General features: G+C 38.9%; 25 protein-coding genes. 19 read left to right on the top strand and 6 right to left on the bottom strand.

Features of this window, described 5'->3' with window-relative positions:
• Positions 1-23: 23 nt before the first annotated feature.
• A complete protein-coding gene (pnpS, locus tag IGJ45_RS04355) occupies positions 24-1,766 on the bottom strand; it encodes a two-component system histidine kinase PnpS (RefSeq protein ID WP_003127673.1) in 1,743 nt (580 codons plus the stop codon).
• Positions 1,763-2,470 carry a response regulator transcription factor gene (locus IGJ45_RS04360; protein ID WP_003127674.1) on the bottom strand — a complete coding sequence of 236 codons (708 nt, stop codon included), beginning with the start codon at positions 2,468-2,470 and terminating at the stop codon, positions 1,763-1,765. The genes pnpS and IGJ45_RS04360 overlap by 4 nt, the downstream gene beginning before the upstream one ends.
• Before the next feature lie 143 nt (positions 2,471-2,613).
• Between IGJ45_RS04360 and IGJ45_RS04365 the strand changes: the two genes are divergently transcribed.
• The 4 genes from IGJ45_RS04365 to IGJ45_RS04380 all read left to right on the top strand — a co-directional run bounded on the left by IGJ45_RS04365 (position 2,614) and on the right by IGJ45_RS04380 (position 5,408).
• Positions 2,614-3,087: a DUF523 domain-containing protein gene (locus IGJ45_RS04365; protein ID WP_349703940.1), complete on the top strand. Its 474-nt coding sequence runs from the start codon at positions 2,614-2,616 to the stop codon at positions 3,085-3,087.
• Positions 3,077-3,415 (top strand): putative DNA-binding protein, encoded by a 339-nt coding sequence (locus tag IGJ45_RS04370; RefSeq protein WP_003127676.1) that lies wholly within the window; start codon positions 3,077-3,079, stop codon positions 3,413-3,415. Before IGJ45_RS04365 ends, IGJ45_RS04370 begins: the two co-directional genes overlap by 11 nt.
• 14 nt (positions 3,416-3,429) lie before the next feature.
• Positions 3,430-4,848 carry a signal recognition particle protein gene (gene ffh, locus IGJ45_RS04375; protein ID WP_003127677.1) on the top strand — a complete coding sequence of 473 codons (1,419 nt, stop codon included), beginning with the start codon at positions 3,430-3,432 and terminating at the stop codon, positions 4,846-4,848.
• A 356-nt stretch (positions 4,849-5,204) separates the two neighbouring features.
• Entirely contained in the window at positions 5,205-5,408 is a 204-nt protein-coding gene (locus IGJ45_RS04380; RefSeq protein ID WP_096710927.1) for a CsbD family protein, read from the top strand.
• 76 nt (positions 5,409-5,484) lie between these two features.
• On the opposite strand, the gene IGJ45_RS04385 is transcribed toward IGJ45_RS04380, so the two are convergent.
• Genes IGJ45_RS04385 through IGJ45_RS04395 form a run of 3 tightly spaced genes read right to left on the bottom strand, consistent with a single transcriptional unit; the run spans position 5,485 to position 7,919 of the window.
• Complete coding sequence (locus tag IGJ45_RS04385) at positions 5,485-6,642, bottom strand: ABC-2 transporter permease (protein ID WP_347083540.1); 1,158 nt, start codon at positions 6,640-6,642, stop codon at positions 5,485-5,487.
• Positions 6,643-6,654: 12 nt separating this feature from the next.
• Positions 6,655-7,536 (bottom strand): ABC transporter ATP-binding protein, encoded by an 882-nt coding sequence (locus IGJ45_RS04390; protein ID WP_005471930.1) that lies wholly within the window; start codon positions 7,534-7,536, stop codon positions 6,655-6,657.
• Positions 7,533-7,919 carry a GntR family transcriptional regulator gene (locus tag IGJ45_RS04395; RefSeq protein WP_003127681.1) on the bottom strand — a complete coding sequence of 129 codons (387 nt, stop codon included), beginning with the start codon at positions 7,917-7,919 and terminating at the stop codon, positions 7,533-7,535. The genes IGJ45_RS04390 and IGJ45_RS04395 overlap by 4 nt, the downstream gene beginning before the upstream one ends.
• Before the next feature lie 96 nt (positions 7,920-8,015).
• On the opposite strand from IGJ45_RS04395, the gene IGJ45_RS04400 reads away from it, so the two are divergent.
• Positions 8,016-8,573 carry a DNA-3-methyladenine glycosylase I gene (locus tag IGJ45_RS04400; protein WP_005471934.1) on the top strand — a complete coding sequence of 186 codons (558 nt, stop codon included), beginning with the start codon at positions 8,016-8,018 and terminating at the stop codon, positions 8,571-8,573.
• A 34-nt stretch (positions 8,574-8,607) separates the two neighbouring features.
• The gene (locus tag IGJ45_RS04405; protein ID WP_005471936.1) at positions 8,608-9,123 is read left to right on the top strand and encodes a dihydrofolate reductase family protein; all 516 of its coding nucleotides are present in this window, start codon (positions 8,608-8,610) and stop codon (positions 9,121-9,123) included.
• A gap of 173 nt (positions 9,124-9,296) precedes the next feature.
• Here the strand turns inward: IGJ45_RS04405 and IGJ45_RS04410 are convergent, their stop codons facing one another.
• Positions 9,297-9,848, bottom strand: a complete 552-nt coding sequence (locus IGJ45_RS04410) for an NADPH-dependent FMN reductase (protein ID WP_003127684.1) — start codon at positions 9,846-9,848, stop codon at positions 9,297-9,299.
• 278 nt (positions 9,849-10,126) lie between these two features.
• Here IGJ45_RS04410 and rpsP point away from each other — a divergent pair, with 278 nt between their 5' ends.
• From rpsP to IGJ45_RS04475, 13 genes are all read left to right on the top strand, one after another.
• Positions 10,127-10,402, top strand: coding sequence for a 30S ribosomal protein S16 (gene rpsP, locus IGJ45_RS04415; RefSeq protein WP_003127685.1), 276 nt, complete (start codon positions 10,127-10,129; stop codon positions 10,400-10,402).
• 11 nt (positions 10,403-10,413) lie between these two features.
• Positions 10,414-10,659: a KH domain-containing protein gene (locus IGJ45_RS04420; protein WP_003127686.1), complete on the top strand. Its 246-nt coding sequence runs from the start codon at positions 10,414-10,416 to the stop codon at positions 10,657-10,659.
• 111 nt (positions 10,660-10,770) lie between these two features.
• The gene (locus tag IGJ45_RS04425; protein WP_081131250.1) at positions 10,771-11,034 is read left to right on the top strand and encodes a hypothetical protein; all 264 of its coding nucleotides are present in this window, start codon (positions 10,771-10,773) and stop codon (positions 11,032-11,034) included.
• A 73-nt stretch (positions 11,035-11,107) separates the two neighbouring features.
• Positions 11,108-11,908, top strand: coding sequence for a hypothetical protein (locus tag IGJ45_RS04430; RefSeq protein WP_252712215.1), 801 nt, complete (start codon positions 11,108-11,110; stop codon positions 11,906-11,908).
• Between the two features lie 30 nt (positions 11,909-11,938).
• Positions 11,939-12,415, top strand: a complete 477-nt coding sequence (locus IGJ45_RS04435) for a GNAT family N-acetyltransferase (RefSeq protein WP_081131251.1) — start codon at positions 11,939-11,941, stop codon at positions 12,413-12,415.
• A gap of 48 nt (positions 12,416-12,463) precedes the next feature.
• A complete protein-coding gene (rimM, locus tag IGJ45_RS04440; RefSeq protein ID WP_003127690.1) occupies positions 12,464-12,988 on the top strand; it encodes a ribosome maturation factor RimM in 525 nt (174 codons plus the stop codon).
• Positions 12,978-13,733 (top strand): tRNA (guanosine(37)-N1)-methyltransferase TrmD, encoded by a 756-nt coding sequence (gene trmD, locus IGJ45_RS04445; protein ID WP_081131299.1) that lies wholly within the window; start codon positions 12,978-12,980, stop codon positions 13,731-13,733. Before rimM ends, trmD begins: the two co-directional genes overlap by 11 nt.
• A 257-nt stretch (positions 13,734-13,990) precedes the next feature.
• Positions 13,991-14,338 (top strand): 50S ribosomal protein L19, encoded by a 348-nt coding sequence (gene rplS / locus IGJ45_RS04450; protein ID WP_002357176.1) that lies wholly within the window; start codon positions 13,991-13,993, stop codon positions 14,336-14,338.
• Positions 14,339-14,697: 359 nt separating this feature from the next.
• Positions 14,698-15,369, top strand: a complete 672-nt coding sequence (locus tag IGJ45_RS04455) for a hypothetical protein (protein WP_060815218.1) — start codon at positions 14,698-14,700, stop codon at positions 15,367-15,369.
• Between the two features lie 428 nt (positions 15,370-15,797).
• Positions 15,798-19,376, top strand: coding sequence for a SpaA isopeptide-forming pilin-related protein (locus tag IGJ45_RS04460; protein WP_202257675.1), 3,579 nt, complete (start codon positions 15,798-15,800; stop codon positions 19,374-19,376).
• Between the two features lie 99 nt (positions 19,377-19,475).
• On the top strand, positions 19,476-20,414 hold the full coding sequence (locus IGJ45_RS04465) for an LPXTG cell wall anchor domain-containing protein (protein ID WP_185097715.1): 939 nt from the start codon (positions 19,476-19,478) through the stop codon (positions 20,412-20,414).
• 16 nt (positions 20,415-20,430) lie between these two features.
• On the top strand, positions 20,431-20,781 hold the full coding sequence (locus IGJ45_RS04470) for a hypothetical protein (protein ID WP_049219540.1): 351 nt from the start codon (positions 20,431-20,433) through the stop codon (positions 20,779-20,781).
• Entirely contained in the window at positions 20,781-21,212 is a 432-nt protein-coding gene (locus IGJ45_RS04475; RefSeq protein WP_049219542.1) for a DUF961 family protein, read from the top strand. Before IGJ45_RS04470 ends, IGJ45_RS04475 begins: the two co-directional genes overlap by 1 nt.
• Positions 21,213-21,236: the final 24 nt, after the last annotated feature.

Below are 21,236 nucleotides of genomic sequence, written 5' to 3' on the forward strand. Positions count from 1 at the left end.
AAAATTCAGGACTTGCGTATAGATTACGCAGGTCCTGAATTTTTTTTGGTCTCAAGAGGAAGTGTGATCGTAAACGTTGAGCCAGCCCCTGGGAAACTGTCAACTGTGATAGTGCCGCCTAACAGTTTCGTATAATCTTTAACGATGGCTAGTCCTAAGCCGGTTCCTCCTGAATTACGCGTACGAGCTTTATCTACGCGATAAAAACGTTCAAAGATCCGAACTTGATCTTCTCGATCTATACCGATCCCTTGGTCACGAACTGAAAGCTGTAATTGTTTTGCTCGATACGAATAGTCAACTTGGATGGTCCCTTGTGATTTGGAATAATTGACTGCATTTTCAATCAAATTTTTTAAGATTGGTTGCAGTAGCTCTCTTTTTGAGATGAAAATCAATTCTTCAGGACCATTGATGATAAAGGACAACTGTTTTTCTCGTGCAATTGGTTCATAGGAACGGATGATTTGCTCAATCAATGCTCGAAGGTTGATTTCTTGTGCGGTGTAATCAAATGAATGACTATCTTTGGATAGGAGAATAATCTCTTGAATCAAATTTTCTAGACGATAGGCATCTTTTTGGATGATTTTAAGGAACGAAACCAATGTTTCTCGATCTTCTAAGGCACCATCCAATAATGTTTCCGTAAAACCAATCAAAGAAGTGACTGGCGTTTTCAATTCATGAGAAACATTACCGACGAAATCTTTTTGCATTTTTTCTAATTGACGCACCCGAGTCAGATCATAAGAGATCCCTAACAACTCATTTTCATTAAAGAGACGCAATGTTACATCAAGAACTCGCGGATGATCATCACTCAAAGCAATTTCTTCTTGTAAAGAAGGGGTCTGCTCGTTCATGTGATAAATTAATTGAATCAACTGTGTATCATGAATCACTTCAGTGAATGGTTGTGGCAACTGAGGCAATGCTTCGATCCCTAGCTGCTCTTGCATGGTAGGGTTCAGCAATAACAATCGGTCATCCTGATCAATGATAAAAACCCCGATCATCAGTTCATTCAACAGGCCATACAATTGTTGCTCAGAAGCGGCATAAGCTTGATAGGTTCGACTCATTTGTTCACTCAATTGATTGATCGTCTGGTATAAGTCATCATGCTCAGGTGTTTCTTGCATAATGATCGCCTGTTGATCAGGAGAAGAAATCATTTTTTTTAGAACAGGCAAAATAGTCTGCACAGGACGATTTCTTTGACGTAACGCATGAAACGTCAAAAAGCTGACAAATAAACAAAATAGGAGATAAACGAAAAAGATCGAACGCTGAATGGTTTGGCTTTTAGCAAAAAAAGGTGCCGTTGGTTCAGCGATCCGCAAAATTTGCTGCAAGTTGCCATCTTCTTTGACAGGGATCGCAACATACAGCAATTCTTCATTCAATGTATCACTTTTTCGCAAAGACTGGCCCAGATTACTACCTTTTAAGACTGCCTGCACTTCAGGCCGGTTGGCTCTGCTTTCTTTTAAAGACGAATCGTAAGTATCGTAGATGATCCGCCCATCCTTGTCCAATAAAGTGATCCGGCTGGAACTATCCTGTACATAGGCATCAGCAAATTGTTGCAATGTCGCTGGTTGATTATCAGAAAGGTTCAAGAAAATCGCCGCTTTTTCTTCCAAGAAGTCTACTTGTTGGGCAATCACTTGCTGGCGATAGAAGCTGCTAAGAAACTGCCAGCAGATGATAAACAGTACGGCTAATAGCAGACTCCATAGGCCATAGCCAAAGCGTTTCATGAATGAGGCTCCTGAAATTTATAGCCAAATCCGCGAACTGTTACTAAATACTCGGGATGTTTCGGGTCACGTTCCAGCTTTTCGCGTAAATGACTGATATGCACATCAACGATTCGGCTTTGGCCATCAAAGTCAAAATTCCAAATGCGATTCAGCAGCGTATCGCGGTCGATCACACGGCCTTTCCGTTTCATGAAGTATATTAGCAGTTCAAACTCTTTTGGAGTCAGAAAAATCTTTTCTCCCTTGACGCTTACTTGGTAATTGGTCAAGTCTGCTAAAATGTCACCAATTTGCAACATTTCTGCTGGCTGATCCGAAAGATCTGCAGTGCCTCGCGGTTCCAACCGTCTAAAGATTGCTTTCATCCGAGCAAGCACTTCTCTAGGGCTAAAGGGCTTGGTCAAATAATCATCTGCTCCGATTTCAAGCCCAAGAATCCGATCAATCGGATCATCTTTAGCGGTTAAAACTAAAATAGGGGTCTCGATTTTTTCTTGTCGTAGTTTCTTGGTGATTTCGATACCGTCCATTTGCGGCAACATCACATCTAAGATAATGAAGTCAAAATCTTCAGATAGTGCCAGATCAACCCCCATTTTACCGTCGACAGCCGAAACGACTTGGTATCCTTCTTTTTCTAAATTGAATGTAAGTAAAGTAACGATAGATGGTTCATCATCTACCACGAGAATTTTTTTCATCATGAACTCCTTTCTTAACAAAGGAACAATCATTTTACGTTGTTCTAGCTATATTTTAGCATGAATAAAGAATTGGTACTATTGTCTACCACAAATAAATGCTATAATAAAGGACGATTTGAGAAGAAAGCTGAGGGTGTTCGATGATTGGAATCAGTGCATGTTTAGGTGGGGTCATGTGCCGCTATGACGGGCAGCATCAAGCGGTTGCTCAACTGGTTGAACTCGTTCAAACTGGTCAAGCAGTGATGGTCTGTCCAGAAGTCCTTGGCGGGTTGCCAATTCCTCGTGAGCCAGCAGAAATTGTTGGTGGGGACGGTAGAGATGTTTGGTCACAAAAAGCCAAAGTCATTACTGTCACTGGAGAAGATGTCTCAGAACAATTTATGATCGGCGCAAACCTTGCCTATCAAAAATTACGCGATCTTGGGATCACGCAACTGATCTTAAAAGAAAAAAGTCCTTCTTGCGGCAGTCGGATTGTTTACGACGGCAATTTTTCAGGAGTCAAAAAAGAAGGTGTTGGTGTCGCCAGTGCTTATTTTCAACAACAAGGAATGACCGTGCTGTCGGATGTCGACTGGCTTGCTGAGCAGGAGGAAAATAATGGAGATTGAAAAAACCAATCGAATGAACGCGTTGTTTGAATTTTATTCTACACTGTTAACTGAGAAGCAGATGAATTATATGGAATTGTATTATGCAGATGACTTCTCATTAGGTGAGATTGCAGAAGAATACCATGTAAGTCGGCAAGCAGTGTATGATAATATCAAACGAACGGAAAAAATTCTTGAAGACTATGAAAAAAAACTACACATGTTTTCGGATTATATGATGCGGGAAGACTTGTTGGAGCAATTATCTGAGTACACCAAGACGCACTATCCCAAAGATGAGACATTGCGCTCGTTGATCGAAGAGATCCAAGAAATCGAAGAATAAAGGAATGAAAAAAGATGGCATTTGAAAGTTTAACAGAACGCCTACAGCAGGCGATGAGCAAACTGCGTAAGAAAGGGAAAGTTTCTGAAGCAGATGTAAAAGAAATGATGCGGGAGATTCGTTTGGCTTTATTAGAAGCCGACGTTAATTTACAAGTAGTCAAGGAATTTACCAAAAATGTTCGTGAACGTGCAGTTGGAGCAGAAGTCTTAGACAGCTTATCTCCCGCGCAACAAATCGTCAAGATCGTTGATGAGGAACTGACCAAAACATTAGGTTCTGAAACAGTTGGTATTGAGAAATCACCAAAAATCCCGACTGTTATTATGATGGCTGGTCTGCAAGGGGCCGGTAAAACGACATTTGCTGGGAAATTAGCCAACCATTTGATCAAGACAGAAAATGCGCGGCCTTTGATGATCGCAGGAGACGTGTACCGTCCAGCAGCGATCGATCAGCTGAAAGTTTTAGGCCAACAATTAGATGTACCAGTTTTTGATATGGGAACCGATGTCAGTCCTGTTGAGATCGTTCGTCAAGGGATGGCATTGGCAAGAGAAAAGAAAAATGATTATGTCCTAATCGATACTGCCGGTCGTTTACACATCGATGAAACATTGATGGATGAATTGAAGCAGATCAAAGAGTTAGCACAGCCGAATGAAATCCTCTTAGTCGTTGATGCGATGACTGGACAAGATGCCGTGAATGTCGCCGACAGCTTCAATCAACAATTAGGTATTACTGGGGTCGTTATTACGAAACTAGACGGGGATACTCGTGGGGGTGCTGCGCTTTCCATTCGACAAGTGACTGGTGCGCCAATCAAATTTACCGGTACTGGGGAAAAACTGACAGACTTAGAAGTCTTTCACCCTGATCGGATGTCCAGCCGTATTTTAGGTATGGGAGACATGTTGACGCTGATCGAAAAAGCCCAACAAGATTACGACGAGAAAAAAGCAGAAGAATTAGCGCAAAAAATGAAAGAAAATTCCTTCGACTTCAATGACTTTGTTGAGCAGATCGACCAAGTGATGGGCATGGGACCTATCGAAGATCTTTTGAAGATGATTCCAGGAATGAGTCAAATGCCAGGTATCGAAAACGTCAAAGTCGATCCGAAACAAATCGCGCGTCAAAAAGCGATGGTCTATTCAATGACGCCTGCAGAACGGGAGAATCCTGATTTGCTGAATCCAAGTCGTCGTCGTCGGATCGCAGCGGGGTCTGGAAATAGCGTGGTCGAAGTCAATCGGATGATCAAACAATTCAAAGAATCCCGAAAAATGATGCAACAAATGACCAAAGGGAATATGAATATCCCGGGTATGGATCAAATGTTTGGCGGCGGTGTTAAAGGAAAATTAGGTAAAATGGCCATGAACCGAATGGTCAAAAAACAAAAGAAGAAAAAGAAAAAACGTAAATAATTAACTGAAATAAGCAAGCAGCCGTTATGCTGATCACCATGAGAAGTATCGAAAAGATTCCAGGATCATTTCTGATACTAGAAGATGGTTTGGTCGACAACGGTTGCTTTTTTCGTTTGCGGTCTTCTGTTCGTCAGTTGCTTGTTTGGAAAAGGGAATACCTATCAGTTGGATCGATAGCTGAAACGTAATATAGCGACCTTTGAACATGTATCGGCTGAGCAAGGATAGATGGTTTAACTAGCTGATCCAAGTAGATTCATTAAGTACTTGAACGCGTTGCAAGGCAAAATATTCGTGCTTTAGACGGATAGATGCTACTATTTATTTATAGTAATTGAAAGGAGCAAGTGACGATGACAAACAAAGATCGAGTTGAAGGTAAAATTACTGAAACAAAAGGGAAAGTTACGGGCGATGACTCCGAAGAATTAAAAGGGAAAACCCAAAACGAATACGGTAAAGTGAAAGATAAAGTAGAAGACTTTGCAGATGACGTTTCTCGCAAAGTGAATCATTTCTTTGATAAACATGACGATAAAGATAAGCCTAACCGCTAATTTAACTGAAACAACCGTTAACGATTTCGTTAACGGTTGTTTTTTTCTTTTAAAAAGGAAGACTGTCAAAGAAGTGCTAGCTGACAGTCCGGCTATTCATAAAGCGACGAGCATGCCACCATTTTTTGATTGCTTTCGGATAAACCAATAGGAAGCTGACTACAAGACAGACCACTAAGTAAATACAAATCGAAACGATAGTTCTCGTTTGAGAGAAGTCATCATAATAGAGTTGGACCAGCAACCAATTCATATTGATCAAGTAGAACCAAGTACCAATGGCCATCACTAAAAAGACGGACAATCGAAAGGCGGGAACCGTCAGATAGTCGCCGTCATTTTCTAAGGAGATGCGGGCGAACACTTCTTGAGCAGCAGCAATCAACAACAAGGATAGGAGTAGTGTGGCGAAGACTGCCCACCAATTGACTGGTAAGCCATTGGGCCAGTCATTCCAAAGATTGTTCAAGACTAAGTGCCCCCCTTTTCCATAGAAGAAAAAGCTCAGAAATTCTTGCAGATTATAGTAAAAACTGTAAAAACCGCTCATCAAGAAAAAAATCAAAACGATCGTTAATGGACCGAAAAAGAGATTGCCCAAAAGCACCCCTAATAAGGATCCGATGGCTGTCACTGCCAAATTTCCTACAAACGTACCAACACCAGATGCGAATAGATCTGATAGCGGAATTTGGAAATATTCGGAGGGAATCATCAAGTAGCGAATGCAAATATTGCTCAAAATACCAATGATTAAAGCGAAACTGATCGGTGCAAATAAGAAAACCGCTTTTTGACGGAAAATCTGTCGTTTTTTAAACGGCAATGAGAATAAAAAACGATTGAAATTTGTCTTTTGATCAATGAAAAAACTAAGAAAACCAAAAACAAACAATAATGGAAGAATAAAATAAGCGCCTGAGGTATTGAAATTAGCAATATACGTATCCTGTCCATTACTTTCTGGTACCGGCCTATTATAAATGAGCAAGTTTTCATCCTTGTATTCATCGATCGATGAGTAATAGACTGGTTTTTCTCCGTTATAGTCCTTAATATAGTAATCAGGATGCTCTTGGAAATCTTTCTTGAATTCTTCTGAATCAAAATAGTTCTTTTGATTGTGCCAAGAACGTTGGGTATCCCAGCCCATTCCTGCATAAATCAAAACCAAGATCAGACAAAAGCCAAGCAACAGTTTGCCATATCGCTGGCAATAAATTTGTTTTAACATTTTCTTTCACCTCTAACCTTTCAACAAGGATTCTTGACTCAAATTGGCTTCAAATAAATCTTCCAAGGTCAATGGGAGTTCTTCAAAGAGCAACGGCTCTAGTTGCCGGATCTGTTCTTCTAATGCCGCGTCGTATTCTTCGAACAAAGCAACAATCACCCGCCCTTGACGATTGATCAATTTTGAATGCTGTTTGATCATTGGCGGTACCTGTTTCCCACGAAAGACGAATTGAATTTTACGGGCATTTTCCCGCATCGTTTCTAACCGATAATCTTTAGCGATTGTTCTTCCTTTGATTAAAAGGGCTCGGTCGATAATGTTCTCAAGCTCATTTAGATTATGAGAAGCGATGATGGCTGTGCGATTAGATTCACTCAAGTTTTCTAACAAAAGGCCAATGACCTTTTTGCGTACAATAATATCTAAACCGTCAAAAGGTTCGTCCAATAGCAAGTAATCGGCATTTGAAGCAATGGCTAAGATCATTTTATACAATCCTTGCATGCCTTTAGACATTCGGCGATACGAATGGCCAAGCGGCAATCCATTGCTCTGCATCAGCTCAAGATAAAGGTTTTGATTAAAGTGGGAATAGGCGAGACGATAAAAGGCATTGATTTTTTTCAATGAATACGCCGCTAAAAAGTTCTCTTTTTCATCGATATAAAATAAGTTTTCCTTTAGTTGTGGCTTCTGAGCCAATGATTGACCATCAATCATGATTTCGCCGCCGTCTAAAGCGTACTGTCCTGAGAGTGTACGGAAAAGCGTGGTTTTTCCAGAGCCGTTGCGCCCAATCAAGCCAACGATTTCATTTTTGCGCAATGAAAATGTAACATCTTCTAGAATAGTAGTCCCTTCAATTTTCTTTGTAACGCCTTCTAGGTTCATTTATTGATCCCTCCCAGTTCTTCTTCAAAAACAGTGACCCAAGCAGTGATTTCTTGGATGCTGATCTGCAAATGTCCTGCCTCGATCACTAATTCTTTCAATCGTTCTTTTAATTGTTGGATGCGCCGCTCGTCGCGTGGAACACTGTCCAGTGCTTTGACAAACGTTCCTTTGCCTTTGATGGTGATCAAGACCTGCTCATTTTCTAATATTTTGTAGGCCTTGCTGACGGTATTTGGATTCATCAACAAGCGTTTGGCCATCTCACGAACCGAAGGAATTTGATCACCCGGTCTCAAAACACCATGCAAGATGTCTTCTTTGATGCTCAATATCAGCTGCTCGTAATAAGGTTTGCTGCTTGTCTTGTTGATCATGACCATGTACTCAGCCCCTTTCATTTATGTGTACTAGTATACGTAGTACACTATCAAAAGTAAAGAACTTTTGCTAAAATAAGACAAAAAGGAGGAGTGACTATGACTCGTTGTGGTTGGGCAACAAGTAGTCCCGCAATGCAAGAGTACCATGATCATGTCTGGGGGAAACCGGAGTATGATGATCAGCAGTTGTTTCGTAAGTTGGTTTTAGATATGAATCAAGCAGGGCTGAGTTGGCAAACGATTTTGAACAAGATGTCAAACTTTGATCAAGCATATGATCACTTTGATATTGAGACAGTAGCCAATTATTCGGAGGAAAAAATTCTAGCACTGATGGATGATCCAGGTATTATTCGTAATCGCAGAAAAATAGAAGCGGCAGTTCATAATGCACAACTCGTATTAGCGATTCAGCAAGAAATCGGCAGTTTTTCTGATTTTTTATGGCGTTATGTCGACCATCGACCCGTCATCAATCATTTTCAAACACAATCAGAAGTACCCACCCATTCACCAATTTCTGATCGCTTGGCGAAAGATTTGAAAGCCCGTGGCTTTAAGTTTGTAGGAACGACGACAATCTATGCATTCATGGAAGCTGTAGGAATGGTTAACGATCACCTGACAAGCTGTATCTGTTACGAGGAACGTTAGAAAGAAGACGAGAAAAATCGAGGAGGAGTCATATATGGGAAAACTGGTTTTTTATGGCGCTATCAGTTTAGATGGCTATTTAGCTGGAGCAAAGGATCAATTGGACTGGTTGTTGGAGACCGATACGGGGACAAGTACTACGTATGAGAAATTTTTTGAAACGATTGATGCAACAGCGATGGGCCGTAAGACGTACGAAGAAGCCAAAAAAATGTTGGCGACGGAGAAGCTCTATCCAGAAAAAGAAAATTATGTGTTTTCCCGTCAGATGCAGACCGATTTAACGGACGCAGTAGTTGTGGATCAAGACCCGGTTGCTTTTTTATCACAATTGAAAAAAGAGAAAACGGTTTGGTTGGTTGGCGGTGGAAAGTTATTGCACCCTTTATTGGAAGCAGATCTGATTGATGAATGGTATGTACAGATCGCTCCTGTGTTATTAGGAACAGGCAAGCGCTTGTTTGAGCCAGGAGAGTATACTACTCGTTTACAATTCGTGGATATGACGCAAATGGGTGAACTCGTAGAGATCCACTATCAACGGAAATAGATGGCTTGCTTTCTGAGTTTCTCTTTTTCTGTGTTGCAGATACTTCCTTATGATTCACTCAGAGTTTACATTGAACCATCCAGCAAAAAAACGCACACTCACTGGTTTCCCTTATGGGATAGATCAGTGAGTGTGCGTTTCTTATCTGACTGTCACAAAATCGTGACCGGTTTTTAGTTGTAACGGTTAAACAAGTCGATGTAGTTATCAACGATTGTTTGGAAGAAGTTGACGGTATCTTCTTTGATCGTATTGTTTTCATCGATCAAGTTCATGATTCCACCGATATAAGCTTCTGGTTGTTGCAAAGTCGGCATATCTAAGAATACCAATGATTGACGCAGGTGATGGTTCGCACCAAAACCAGCGATCGCACCTGGTGAAACACTTACGACTAAAGCAGGTTTCCCGCTCCAGCTGCTTGCTCCGTAAGGCCGTGAACCGACATCCAAGGCATTTTTCAATGCTGCTGGTACAGAACGATTGTACTCTGGTGTAAAGAAGAATACACCGTCCACACTTTGCAATTCATTACGGAATGTTGTCCATTCTGTAGGCACTTTGCCTTCTACTTCCAAGTCTTCATTATAAAATGGGAGATTGCCGATTTCTAAAAAGACAGCTTCGAAACCTTCTGGCAATAATTCTGCAAATTTCTTCGCTACCAGCTTGTTATAAGAGCCTTCGCGTAAACTACCAACGATAAAACCAATTTTTTTTGTCATGTTGAATTCCTCCTCATATCTTTTACATGTTTTATCTTACCAAAAGTAAGTAAAACTGACAAATAAAAAGCATTTGCCTAAAAAATCCAGTCATAAAGCGATGTCTCAGCTATAATGACTGTCTCTCTCTAATGATACGCGTTGCAGGAAAATCTGGCAAAAGATAACCTATAGAAGAAAGAAACAGAAAAAAAGAGACTGTAAAGAAAAAACTCTTTACACCGTCAGTAAAACCTGTTAAACTAGCTCTTGTGATTAAAACAATGGAGGTGTAAATAATGGCAGTAAAAATTCGTTTAAAACGCATGGGTTCTAAAAAGAAACCTTTTTACCGTATTGTCGTAGCAGATTCACGTTCTCCTCGTGACGGACGTTTCATCGAAACAGTAGGTACTTACAATCCTTTGCAAGACCCAGCTGAAGTGACAATCAAAGAAGATTTGATTCTTGATTGGTTATCAAAAGGTGCGCAACCTTCTGATACAGTACGCAATATTCTTTCAAAAGAAGGCGTAATGAAAAAACACCACGAAGCTAAATTCACTAAGAAATAAGGTGACGACGGATGAATGATTTGCAAGAATTAGTCTTAACGATCGTTTCACCATTAGTGACCAAACCTGAGGAGATCCAGCTTGATGTGGTTGAATCAGAAGATTTCTTTGAATATAATCTTACAGTTGCTCCGGAAGATATCGGACGAATCATTGGTAAACAAGGTCGGGTGGCTAAAGCAATCCGGACGATCGTTTACGGGGTTCGCACCAACGGCCCCAAAAAGGTCCGTTTAAATATCATTGATGGAAAGTAATTGATCGCATCACTCATTGAGTGATGCTTTTTTTCTATCCTGTTAGTTCATGCTCAAGACCTATGACAGATCGGCTGATTTTTGAGATAATAAGAAAAAGGAGGCGGGAGTATGTCACAAGTGATTGCATGGATCCTATTTATTTTTGTTTTGATCTTTATTTATAAAGTGGGGTCATTTATCTGGCGCACATTAGGCGTATTGTTTTTGCTATTTTTACTATGGATCTATCGGGATGTCATCTTTACACAAGTTAGTCAATGGACACGAGATTTCCGCTGGGACCAACTACCAACTTATTTGGACCAAGGAATTCAATGGGTAAAAGACGGCTGGCAAGCCTTGCAAAGCTGGATTTCGAATAGGATTAGCTAGGAACAGGAGACAAGCAAAGTTGTTTGTCTTTTTATTTTGGAAAAGGTATGCTCTATAAAAAGGGGGAATCATCATGAAAAAAGAAATAGGTCTCCTAGTGACAGTATTGGCCATTGGGGCATTAGCAGGATGCGACACGAAAAATAATACGGATAAGTCTGAGTCAACCCATTCAAGCACTCATACTAGTACAACCATTTCTTCTGAAAGCAGTAGCAGTAGTAGTGAGGCAGCCTCCAGCAGTGCCGCGCAAACTTCAAGTAAGACAGTTACCCAAGCAGGAACACTGGATCAGTTGTCAGCTGCTTTTCCGCAGGATCGCTTGCCATCAGAGGTGCCGCTGACGGAGCAAAAGACCTTGAATGCTGCAACCGACGAAGGGACAGATCAACTCTCTATCCTCTATTATCAGTTAAATGATCAACGAGAATTGAATGATCCATCATTGAACAATGAGACACCAATCGCTAGCTACAAAAATGCTGCTTACGAAAATGAAGACCAAGCGGCGGAGGCTGTACATGCGAACCTTGATGAAGGCGGACAGGCGGTCGATCTAGGACATAACATCACTGGTCATATGCAAGGTGCAGCTGGTTCCAGTTATCTAAGTTGGCAAGAAGGCAATTGGAACTTGACGGTACGAGCAGTCAATCAAGAAAATCAAGATCCCGTGCCAGTAGCAAAAAAAATCGTGGCCTATTTAGAAGAAGCTATGCTGCCCGCTCCAGGAATTGGTCAAATCACCATTGATATGGGAAAATCAGATTACACGGCTAACAGCGTTTCTTGGCAAGACAGTAAGATCACTTATACCTTGCAACATCAAGATCCTTTATCCGCATTGAAAATGGCTGTCTCAATGAATCAATAAAAGAGCCAATCTAACGTGTAGGAGGAAGTCATGCAAATTACGTATTTATCTGATCCTCAAGAAAAGAAACAGATCGCACAAACCATTCTGGCTGATTTGCCGGAATGGTTCGGTCTGCCTGAAAGCACTGCCGATTATATTGAAAAAAGTGCCTATCAAGAAATGATCGTAGTAGAAAACAAAGGTTTTTTGACCCTTGTAAAAACAAGTCCAGCGACTGCTGAGATCTATGTTATGGGCGTATTGAAAGCCGATCACCATCAAGGAATCGGCAGCCAATTGATCCAAGAAGCCATCCGTTGGTGCCAACGAGAAAGTATGGCCTTTTTACAGGTTAAGACATTGGCAGAGACGCATCCAGACCAATATTATCAGCGTACACGAAACTTTTATCGATCTATGGGATTCTTGCCGGTGGAAACTTTTCCCACCCTTTGGGGAGCGGAAAATCCATGCTTGTTGATGATCCAAGCAGTTCCTCCTCGGGAAAACACTAGAATTCCTTAACTGCCCATGCTAAAATGAGAAGGATTATAAAGGAAATGAGGACCAATCGTGACTGAATTTTTAAATGTAGGAAAAATTGTCAATACCCACGGAATCCGGGGAGAAGTACGAGTGATCTCGCAAACCGATTTCCCAGAAGAACGCTACCGTAAAGGGCAACGATTAACACTGTTTCGAGAAAATAAAGCACCGCTGGAATTAACCGTCGCTGGTCATCGTAAACACAAGAATTTTGATTTATTGACATTCGAGGGGTACCCCACGATCAATGATGTGGAACCTTTGCGAGACGGTATTTTAAAAGTTTCAAAAGACGAATTAAGCGAACTAACAGAAAATGAGTATTACTATCATGAAATCATCGGCTTGACCGTCATTGATGAGCAAGCCAGAGAACTAGGAAAAATCAAAGAAATCCTATCTCCCGGTGCCAATGATGTTTGGGTAGTCCAACGCAAAGGCAAAAAAGATGCGTTGATTCCCTACATCGAATCAGTGGTAAAGCAAATTGATTTGGATAAAGGCGAAGTGCATATTGAGATCCCAGAAGGGTTGTTGGATGATGAGGATTGATGTTTTAACCTTATTCCCAAGAATGTTTGACGGCCCAATGGGGGAATCGATCATTGGAAAAGCTCGGGAAAAAGAGCTTCTAGAAATCAATGTCTCAAACTTTCGCGAATTTTCGGACAACAAACACCAAACAGTAGATGACTACCCTTATGGCGGAGGGGCAGGGATGCTGCTGAAAGTTCAGCCGATCTATGATAATTTAAAAGCGATTGAAACTGCCACCCCGCAAACCAAAAAACGTATTATCTTGTTAGACCCTGCCGGTAAGAAATTCGATCAAAAAATGGCCGAATCTTTTTCGCAAGAAGAGCATCTGGTATTTATCTGCGGACATTATGAAGGGTATGATGAACGAATTCGTTCGCTAGTGACGGATGAAGTTTCTCTCGGGGATTATGTTTTGACTGGTGGCGAATTAGGCGCGATGGTGATGATCGATGCGACCGTTCGTTTGCTGCCTGAAGTGCTAGGAAACGAGACGTCTGCGCAGACTGATTCCCACTCCACAGGGTTGCTTGAACACCCGCAGTACACGCGACCAGCAGAATTTCAAGGGATGACGGTCCCACCAGTCTTGATGAACGGCAACCACAAACTGATCGAAGAATGGCGCTTAAAAGAATCCTTGAGACGAACTTATCATCGGCGACCTGATATGTTGGCGGATTATCCCCTAACAGCAGAAATGAAAAAAATGCTACAAGAGATCGCCGAAGAAGCTTCGGCAGAGGATGAATCAAAGTAAGAAATCTCAGTATCTAGAATCGCACCTGCAATCAAATGAAACCACCACAACGGATACTAGAAGCACCAGTCTAGTCCGTTGTCTTTTTTATAGAGACAAAATAAATGTCGGGAAAAAAAGCTGGTGACAAGAAATTTGTCTTTACATGAGCTGGAAAGTTATGGTAAGATATTTCAGTGAGTGTAAACTCAACTATTACGATATTCCGCTGGAGCAAATTGCTTTAAGAATGTTTGGGAATAAGGAGAATGATAAAGATGAATCCATTGATTCAAGAATTAACTCAAGAACAATTACGTACTGACATCCCAGCTTTCCGTCCTGGGGACACTGTTCGCGTTCATGCGAAAGTTGTTGAAGGAACGCGCGAACGTATCCAGTTATTTGAAGGTGTTGTTATCAAACGCCGCGGAGCTGGTATTAGCGAAACTTATACCGTTCGTAAAGTATCAAATGGTGTAGGTGTTGAACGTACCTTCCCATTGCACACACCACGTGTTGCACAAATCGAAGTTGTTCGTTACGGTAAAGTACGTCGTGCAAAATTGTACTACTTGCGTGCATTACACGGAAAAGCAGCTCGTATCAAAGAAATCAGAAGATAAACACGGAAAACTTCCTTGGAAATCTGAAATCTGTGAAAAGTCCTTGTATATCAAGGACTTTTTCTTTTTTCTCTATCACATTTTTAATATGTTTTGGGCCTTTTTTTCTAATGTTCTCTCAAATTGTCCTGAATCTCCCAATATTGACTACTATTATCGTCAAAATACCGAAAAAATTAGTAGTCATTTTGACGACAAATTTAATACGAAAAATACCTAAACACTTACCGAATTTAGCAATTTTTGAACCCGAGTTGCTAAAAAGGTTGAATGCTTTCGAAAAAAGCAAAACATATACGATTGTGCTAAAAAGTTTATGTGATAGGTTTCTATTTAAATAATTTTAGGAGTTTTTTGTAATGGGAAAAGATAAGCGTATTGTTTGGAAGGATCAAAGCGATTTAAAAATTATATTAACAATTAGTCAGTTTATTGAAACTTACGAAATAAAATCTAGTCGAGAATATCAGAAACAGTTATCGAAAAATCCACATTCAGCTCCCAGCATGTGGTTTATTATTAATAAATATGGCTCGTGGAATAATTTGCTGAATAGCATTGGAATTGATAATAACGGATCTAAAAAATGGGCTAGAATGGAGACCGATGAATTAATAAAAGTGGCACAAATATTTATTGATTCAGAAAAAATAAAATCACAACGCGTTTATGAAAAAAAGTCTGCTGGTAAAGATGTTCCGTGTTTAAGCACTTTAAAGAATAGATTGGGCGACATTCGTTTTCTTTTTAAAAAGGAAGTGAATAAGGGATTAACTAATTTTGAGATACTTTTAGAGCTTAAGAATGAAATAATTAGACTTAATATGGAAGATGATTTATCTATGACAAAATTTCAAAACTATTCAAAATCCAAACATCTTCCATCTGTATATACAATTATGAGACGGACAAATAAGACATGGGAAGAATTGATGAGCGAAATTGGGTATGATTATAAAGAAATAAAAATAAAAAAACAGAGAAATAATTTGCGTTGTAGATCAAAAAAAATATGTTCAAGATATGAATAAACAAAGTATTTTTCAGCATATTTTTATCTGTACCATTATTTTAAATATCCATAGCAGTTTATTCATGATTTATGAGGTTTAAAATACAATACTGAATTCACTGCTTATTTTCATGTTACTGCTTAAACTTTGTATTTTAATAGAAAATAGAGATGTGAACGAAAAATATTTATTTCTATTACAAAAGGTAAAAAATTTGATTTAAAAGCTAAATGTACAGATGAGTTTTGAATTTTTCTCCTTCAAATTCAAAATGAGAGTAGTAGGTATGATAGGAATATATCAAATATTAAGATAGATACAATATGCATAATAGGCTATGCTTCTTTAGATTTTTTGATTAAGAACACAATAAATAGTTTACGTCGATACTTATTAAGTTATCGACGTTTTTTTTATAAAAAATTTATAAAAGGAGGTTTCTTGATATGATAAGAAACAAAAAGCTTTGCTTGAAAGTTGCTTTATTGGCAGCTTTTTGTCAAGTATTTTTTTGGGTAGGCTCACTGACAACACAAGCAGAAGAAATAACTCAAGGAACAACTGTTTCTCAAGTTTCTCCTACTTCAAATGAAGTTGAAGTACAATCCGATTTACCAAAAGAGACTGCCAAAGAAGAGATATCGACAGAATTTGTTCCACCAACAGAAGCACCTTCAATGAACGAAAAAAGCGTACTCGATGAAACCATCGGTAAAAGCCAACAACCAGGAGATAGTCCAGTTGTGGCAGAAGAAATACCAATAGAAACACCTGAAGTTCAAACAATTTTTGAAAAGGAAAATTCATCAGAAAAAAGTTGTTCTACTGTAATAAACGAAGGAACAGAATCAGTTCAATCAGAAGATTCAAAAGAGGTAACGACTCCGATTGAATCAACGAAAGAAGAAATGGATTCTAATACTTCTCTTTCTTCTGAGAAAGAAGAGAAAACAGTTCTTTTGACAGAACCTCGTGAACCTGAATTGAAAAAAGTCGAGGAATTTGTTGATACAAAAAAAGAAGCTGTTTCTCCTACCTCTTCAAAAGAAGATACATTGATTGTACAACAAACCGCTCGAAGTGCACGGGTGCGACGTGCAACCAATACAGCAGTTTTGGGTGGTCGGAAAATTGATTGGGGCGAAAATATTGGTGTTATTTCTAGTGCCAATAATCCCAATTTCACTTTAAATTACATGGTTCGTTTTGAGATTAATGGACAAGTAGCATTTTGTATTGAACCTGGTGTCGCAGCCGCAGAAGGTCAAGTTTATACAGCTACTGCTTTAGAAAACTATTTGAAAGATTTAAATATACGAAAAAAAACAAGCTTGATCTCTTATTTAGGATATGTCACAAGCAAAGACAAATCCGATGAACAATACATTGCGGCACAATTTATGATTTGGGAAGTTTTGGGCACAAAAATTCCAATTAAAAATATCCGTATTGACTATGATCGTCGAAAAGCAGAAATTCAACGTTTGCTTAATAATTTTGATGTAAGAGCTACTTTTCATAATCAAACACATACGGTAAAAATTGGCGAAACGTTAAAAGTAAAAAGTGGCAATGACTTTCTACAACGTGTAAAAGACATTCAAAAGCCAAAAGGTGTTAATGTATCTATTCATGATAATGAAGTATGGATTACAATCACAAAAGAGGCACCAGAAAAGGCAAAAATTCATTTCAATCAAATTGAAGCATTAGGCGTGCCATTAGCGTATCGTCGTCCAGGTGCTCAAACAATTGGGGTGCTGAATCCTTTTGTACCTGGTGACTCTGTTGTCAATTTGACCATTTTGAAACAAGGAAACATTCGTGTCTTTAAAGAAGATGCAGAAACCGGTGTGAAAGCACAAGGTGCAGCTTCTTTAGAAAATGCAGTGTATGGCTTGTATCAAGCAAATGGGAAGAAAATCAAAGAAATTACATTGAAAAATATCAATGGCAAAGTACAGGCAGAAATCAAAGATCTTGATCCTGGTAAATATGTTTTAAAAGAGATCAAAGCACCAAAAGGTTATGTACTTTCTGATGAAGCAATTGAAATCGTCGTTGAACCTGGAAAAACTGTCAATACGATCGCAAAAGATCAAGTGATCAAAGGAACCATTGATTTAGTCAAAGTCGCAAATAAAGATTTAGTCGATTCAACCAATCCAGACAACAAACCCAAATTAGCTGGTATTGAAATCTCTTTGACGTCAAAAACAACTGGAAAAGTGGTGAAAACAGTTGTGACAGATAATGATGGTTACGCTACTTTTGGTAAAAATACCGTTGTCTTTGATACGTACATTCTTTCTGAAACCAAAGGAAAAGAAGGATATAAACTATTTGAACCATTCGAAGTCACAATTTCTGAAAATGGACAAACCTTCCATTATGTTTTAGAAGACAAAGTAATCGAACAACGTCTTAAAGTGGTGAAAGTGGATCAAGAAACAGGGAAAGTCATTGCTCTAGCTGGTACCCAATTCAAAATTTGGGATAAATACGCAAACAATGGTAAAGGTGGCTATGTATCGATGGCATTACCGAATGATACAGAGGTTTCAGACATATTTACAACAAACGAGAAAGGGTACTTTGTCACAACGGATACATTGAAATACGGAAAAAATCGTTACGAGTTGCGAGAAATCAAAGCACCTGAAAAATATGTTCTAAATAAAACGCCTTATGTCTTTTCAGTAACAGACGACACCAATACGATTCAATTAATCTACTTCGCTAACCGTTTAGCGAAAGCCAACGTAGAGGTTTTCAAATATGATACTAGTACGAATTTTGATCAAAAAACGGCGATTGCTGGTGTTGAATTTGACCTATTCAAAAAAGATGAAACAGGCACAACCTTTGTTGGTACATTCAAAACAGACAAAAAAGGTAAAATCAATGTGAAAGACTTATTGGTTGGCGATTACTTCTTTAAAGAAGTGAAACCATTAGCAGGGTATCTGGCCTTAGATAAAGACGTACCATTTACTGTAACGGTTGATAAAGACGGTACAGTGATTGCACTAGAAGTGGAAAACAAACGGATTCCACCTAAAATTGGTACTACAGCTATCGGTAAGTATACAAACCAACAAAAAGTGACCCCATTGAAAAAAGTAACGATTACAGACACTGTAAAATACAGTAATCTAATCATCGGAAAAACTTATACCGTCAATGGTGTTTTGATGGATAAGGAAGAATCTATCACAGCAGGAAAAGACGTACCGTTGTTAGTAAATGGTAAACAAATTACCGCAAGTAAAGTGTTTGTCGCAAAAAATCCTAACGGAATGATTTCCCTTGACTTTGCCTTTGATGCTAGTGCATTAGCTGGAAAAGAGATAGTCGTATTTGAAAATGTCTATCGTGACGGACGCTTAGTTGCGTCTCATACAGATATTCACGATAAAGGACAAACGGTTCGTATTGTGAACCCTATGATTCATACAAAAGCAACAGGTCAAAACGGCGAAAAACAATTACAAGCTTTACCAAATCAAAAAGTGAAAGAATGGGTACAGTTGAACGACTTAATTGTTGGTCAAACGTACAAAGTGCTCGTACAAGGTTATATTACACCTGATGGTGTGAAATTAGACGGTACAAGTGCTGAAAAAATTTTCAAAGCAGATAAGACAACTTTAGAGTTCTTATTTGAATTTTTGGTAGATGGACGTAAGCTAGCAGGCAAAGGATTATCTTTTGCAGAATGGTTAGAAGCCCAAAGTGAACCAAAAGATGAAAACGATTATGAAGTTCGATTTGAACAAATCGCAAACCACAACGTAGACTTAAAATCAGAAGATCAAACGGTTTATTTTGTAGAAGTTCCAAAAGTACCGGAACCAAAAATTCCTGAAAAATCACAACCTTTTAAAGAGGTGAAACAAGCTTCAGTAGTACCAATGTTGCCAAAAACAGGATCAGAAGATACTGTATTATGGATGATCATTGGTGTGCTATTTGTTTTAGCAGCAGGTCTTACATTTTACGAGTTACGCAAAGTCAAAGACTAAGTAGGACAAACAAGCGGTTAGATGCCTAATCGCTTGTTTGGTTTTAAAAAAGTTATTGCATAAGTAACCTTTGAAAAGATAAGAAATGATCTTTGTTTTATGAAGAAAAAAGAAAGGAAAAAGAGAATGAAGAAGCTATTTTTCGCATGTTTATTTAGTTCCGTAGTTCTTGCTGGTGGAATAAACGTTTTTGCAGATGAAATAGGTATTACACCAGTTACGCCACCTGTGATAGAAGAAACAACACCTGTTGTTCCAATTCCAGATATTTCTAAAATAGATGAGTCTGTTCCGGATCAACCAACTCCTGTTGATCCGGATATATCTTCAGAAGTAACTGAACCAACAACACCTGTTGTTCCTGATATAACGGAAAATTCAGAAAATGAAACACCAGTTGTATCGCCTTCTACTGGAGAAACAACGAATGATAAAGATACTACACCAACTACCAGTGAGTCTTATTCGGGAACTAGTTCGGTAGATAATGATTCAAAAATAGACGATTTTAGTTCTTCATCTACTACAATAGATACACCAAAAGAAACAGAAAAGAAAAATGATTTAGGAGCTCCCAAAAATTTAACACCTGAAAATCATATAAAGACTGTATCGGAAAAGGAAATGACTGTTTCAGTCAGTTCAGATGGAAAAATTGTACAAGGAACGGGTACCGAAAAATCAATTCCTATTGTGACAAGTAATTTAGAAGAAATTAATCATGTCCCAACACCTGAAACTCCTTTACAAGTAGCGATTGGTCAAGCGATTGTTGGGGTACAAGATGGTGTACCACTTGTACAAGATAATCAAGGGAATTTGGTAGAAGATTTATCCATTCCTGTAAAAAAACTACCTAGCGGCAATATTGAAATCAAAACAATCGATGGGAAAACAAAAGTATTGCCAAAAACAGGTGAAGAACTTCAAATTAGTTTAACTATCCTTGGTTCTCTTTTAACAGCAGTAACCGGGGGCATTTTTTATGGTAAAAAACAATGGCGTCATTTGCGTCATATGTTTAAGAAAACTATTTAGTAAGGAGAGAGTAAAAATGGGTTTATCTTATGTTGCAATTAGTCAGGAAGAAGTATTGGGAAAGTGTTTTAATCAAAAACACGTTGGCTCGACAGGTGAACGAGATCGTCGAGGAAATATGAAGAAAGTAGAGTGGGAGATTTTTCAGATGAACTCTGAAAAGATGGGAGAAATTGAAGTACGTGTAGCTGTCGGTGGTGCGCCTAAAGCCATGCGATACAATGCAGAAGTGTTACTGGCAAATCCTAGAATTTCTCGTCGAGCAGATGTACGAAATATTGGAAATGACGGTGAAACAAACAAAATAGCACGTAATAGGTTTTATTTGTTAGTCGATCGTGTGGAAGTAAAAGGGGGAAATGACTAATGGCACTAGAATTTGATCAAGGAATTGTTTCAGGATTGGTAAAAGAAACATTAGGAGAAATCTATTTTGTTAAGGCACAACGTCCACGTATGTTGTATGAAGATAATGAAAATACAGGTGAGATTAAGGAACGTCCAGTGGAGTTTTCAAGTGCTGCTCAACAAACAACGTTTGTGGTAAATTTTCCACCAGAAACGAATTTGGATGAATTAAATTTTGGTGATGTGGTGGAATTAGAAGAGGTTGAATTTCGATTTTGGATTTCTATTGATCGCGAATCAATGAGTAACCGAGCAGAGAATGATCTGAAAGTATCTGCGCTTCGTTATAAAAAAACGGGAAAAAACGTTTTTCAAACGTCTTCCTCTACTCGTGCAACATATGTAAAAGAAAAACAAGACTCAAATAAAGAAAGTGCAAAGAAAGAGTAATGGTTTCCATTGCTCTTTCTTATT

This window comes from Enterococcus sp. DIV0574 (genome assembly GCF_051711125.1).
GTDB lineage: Bacteria > Bacillota > Bacilli > Lactobacillales > Enterococcaceae > Enterococcus_D > Enterococcus_D gallinarum.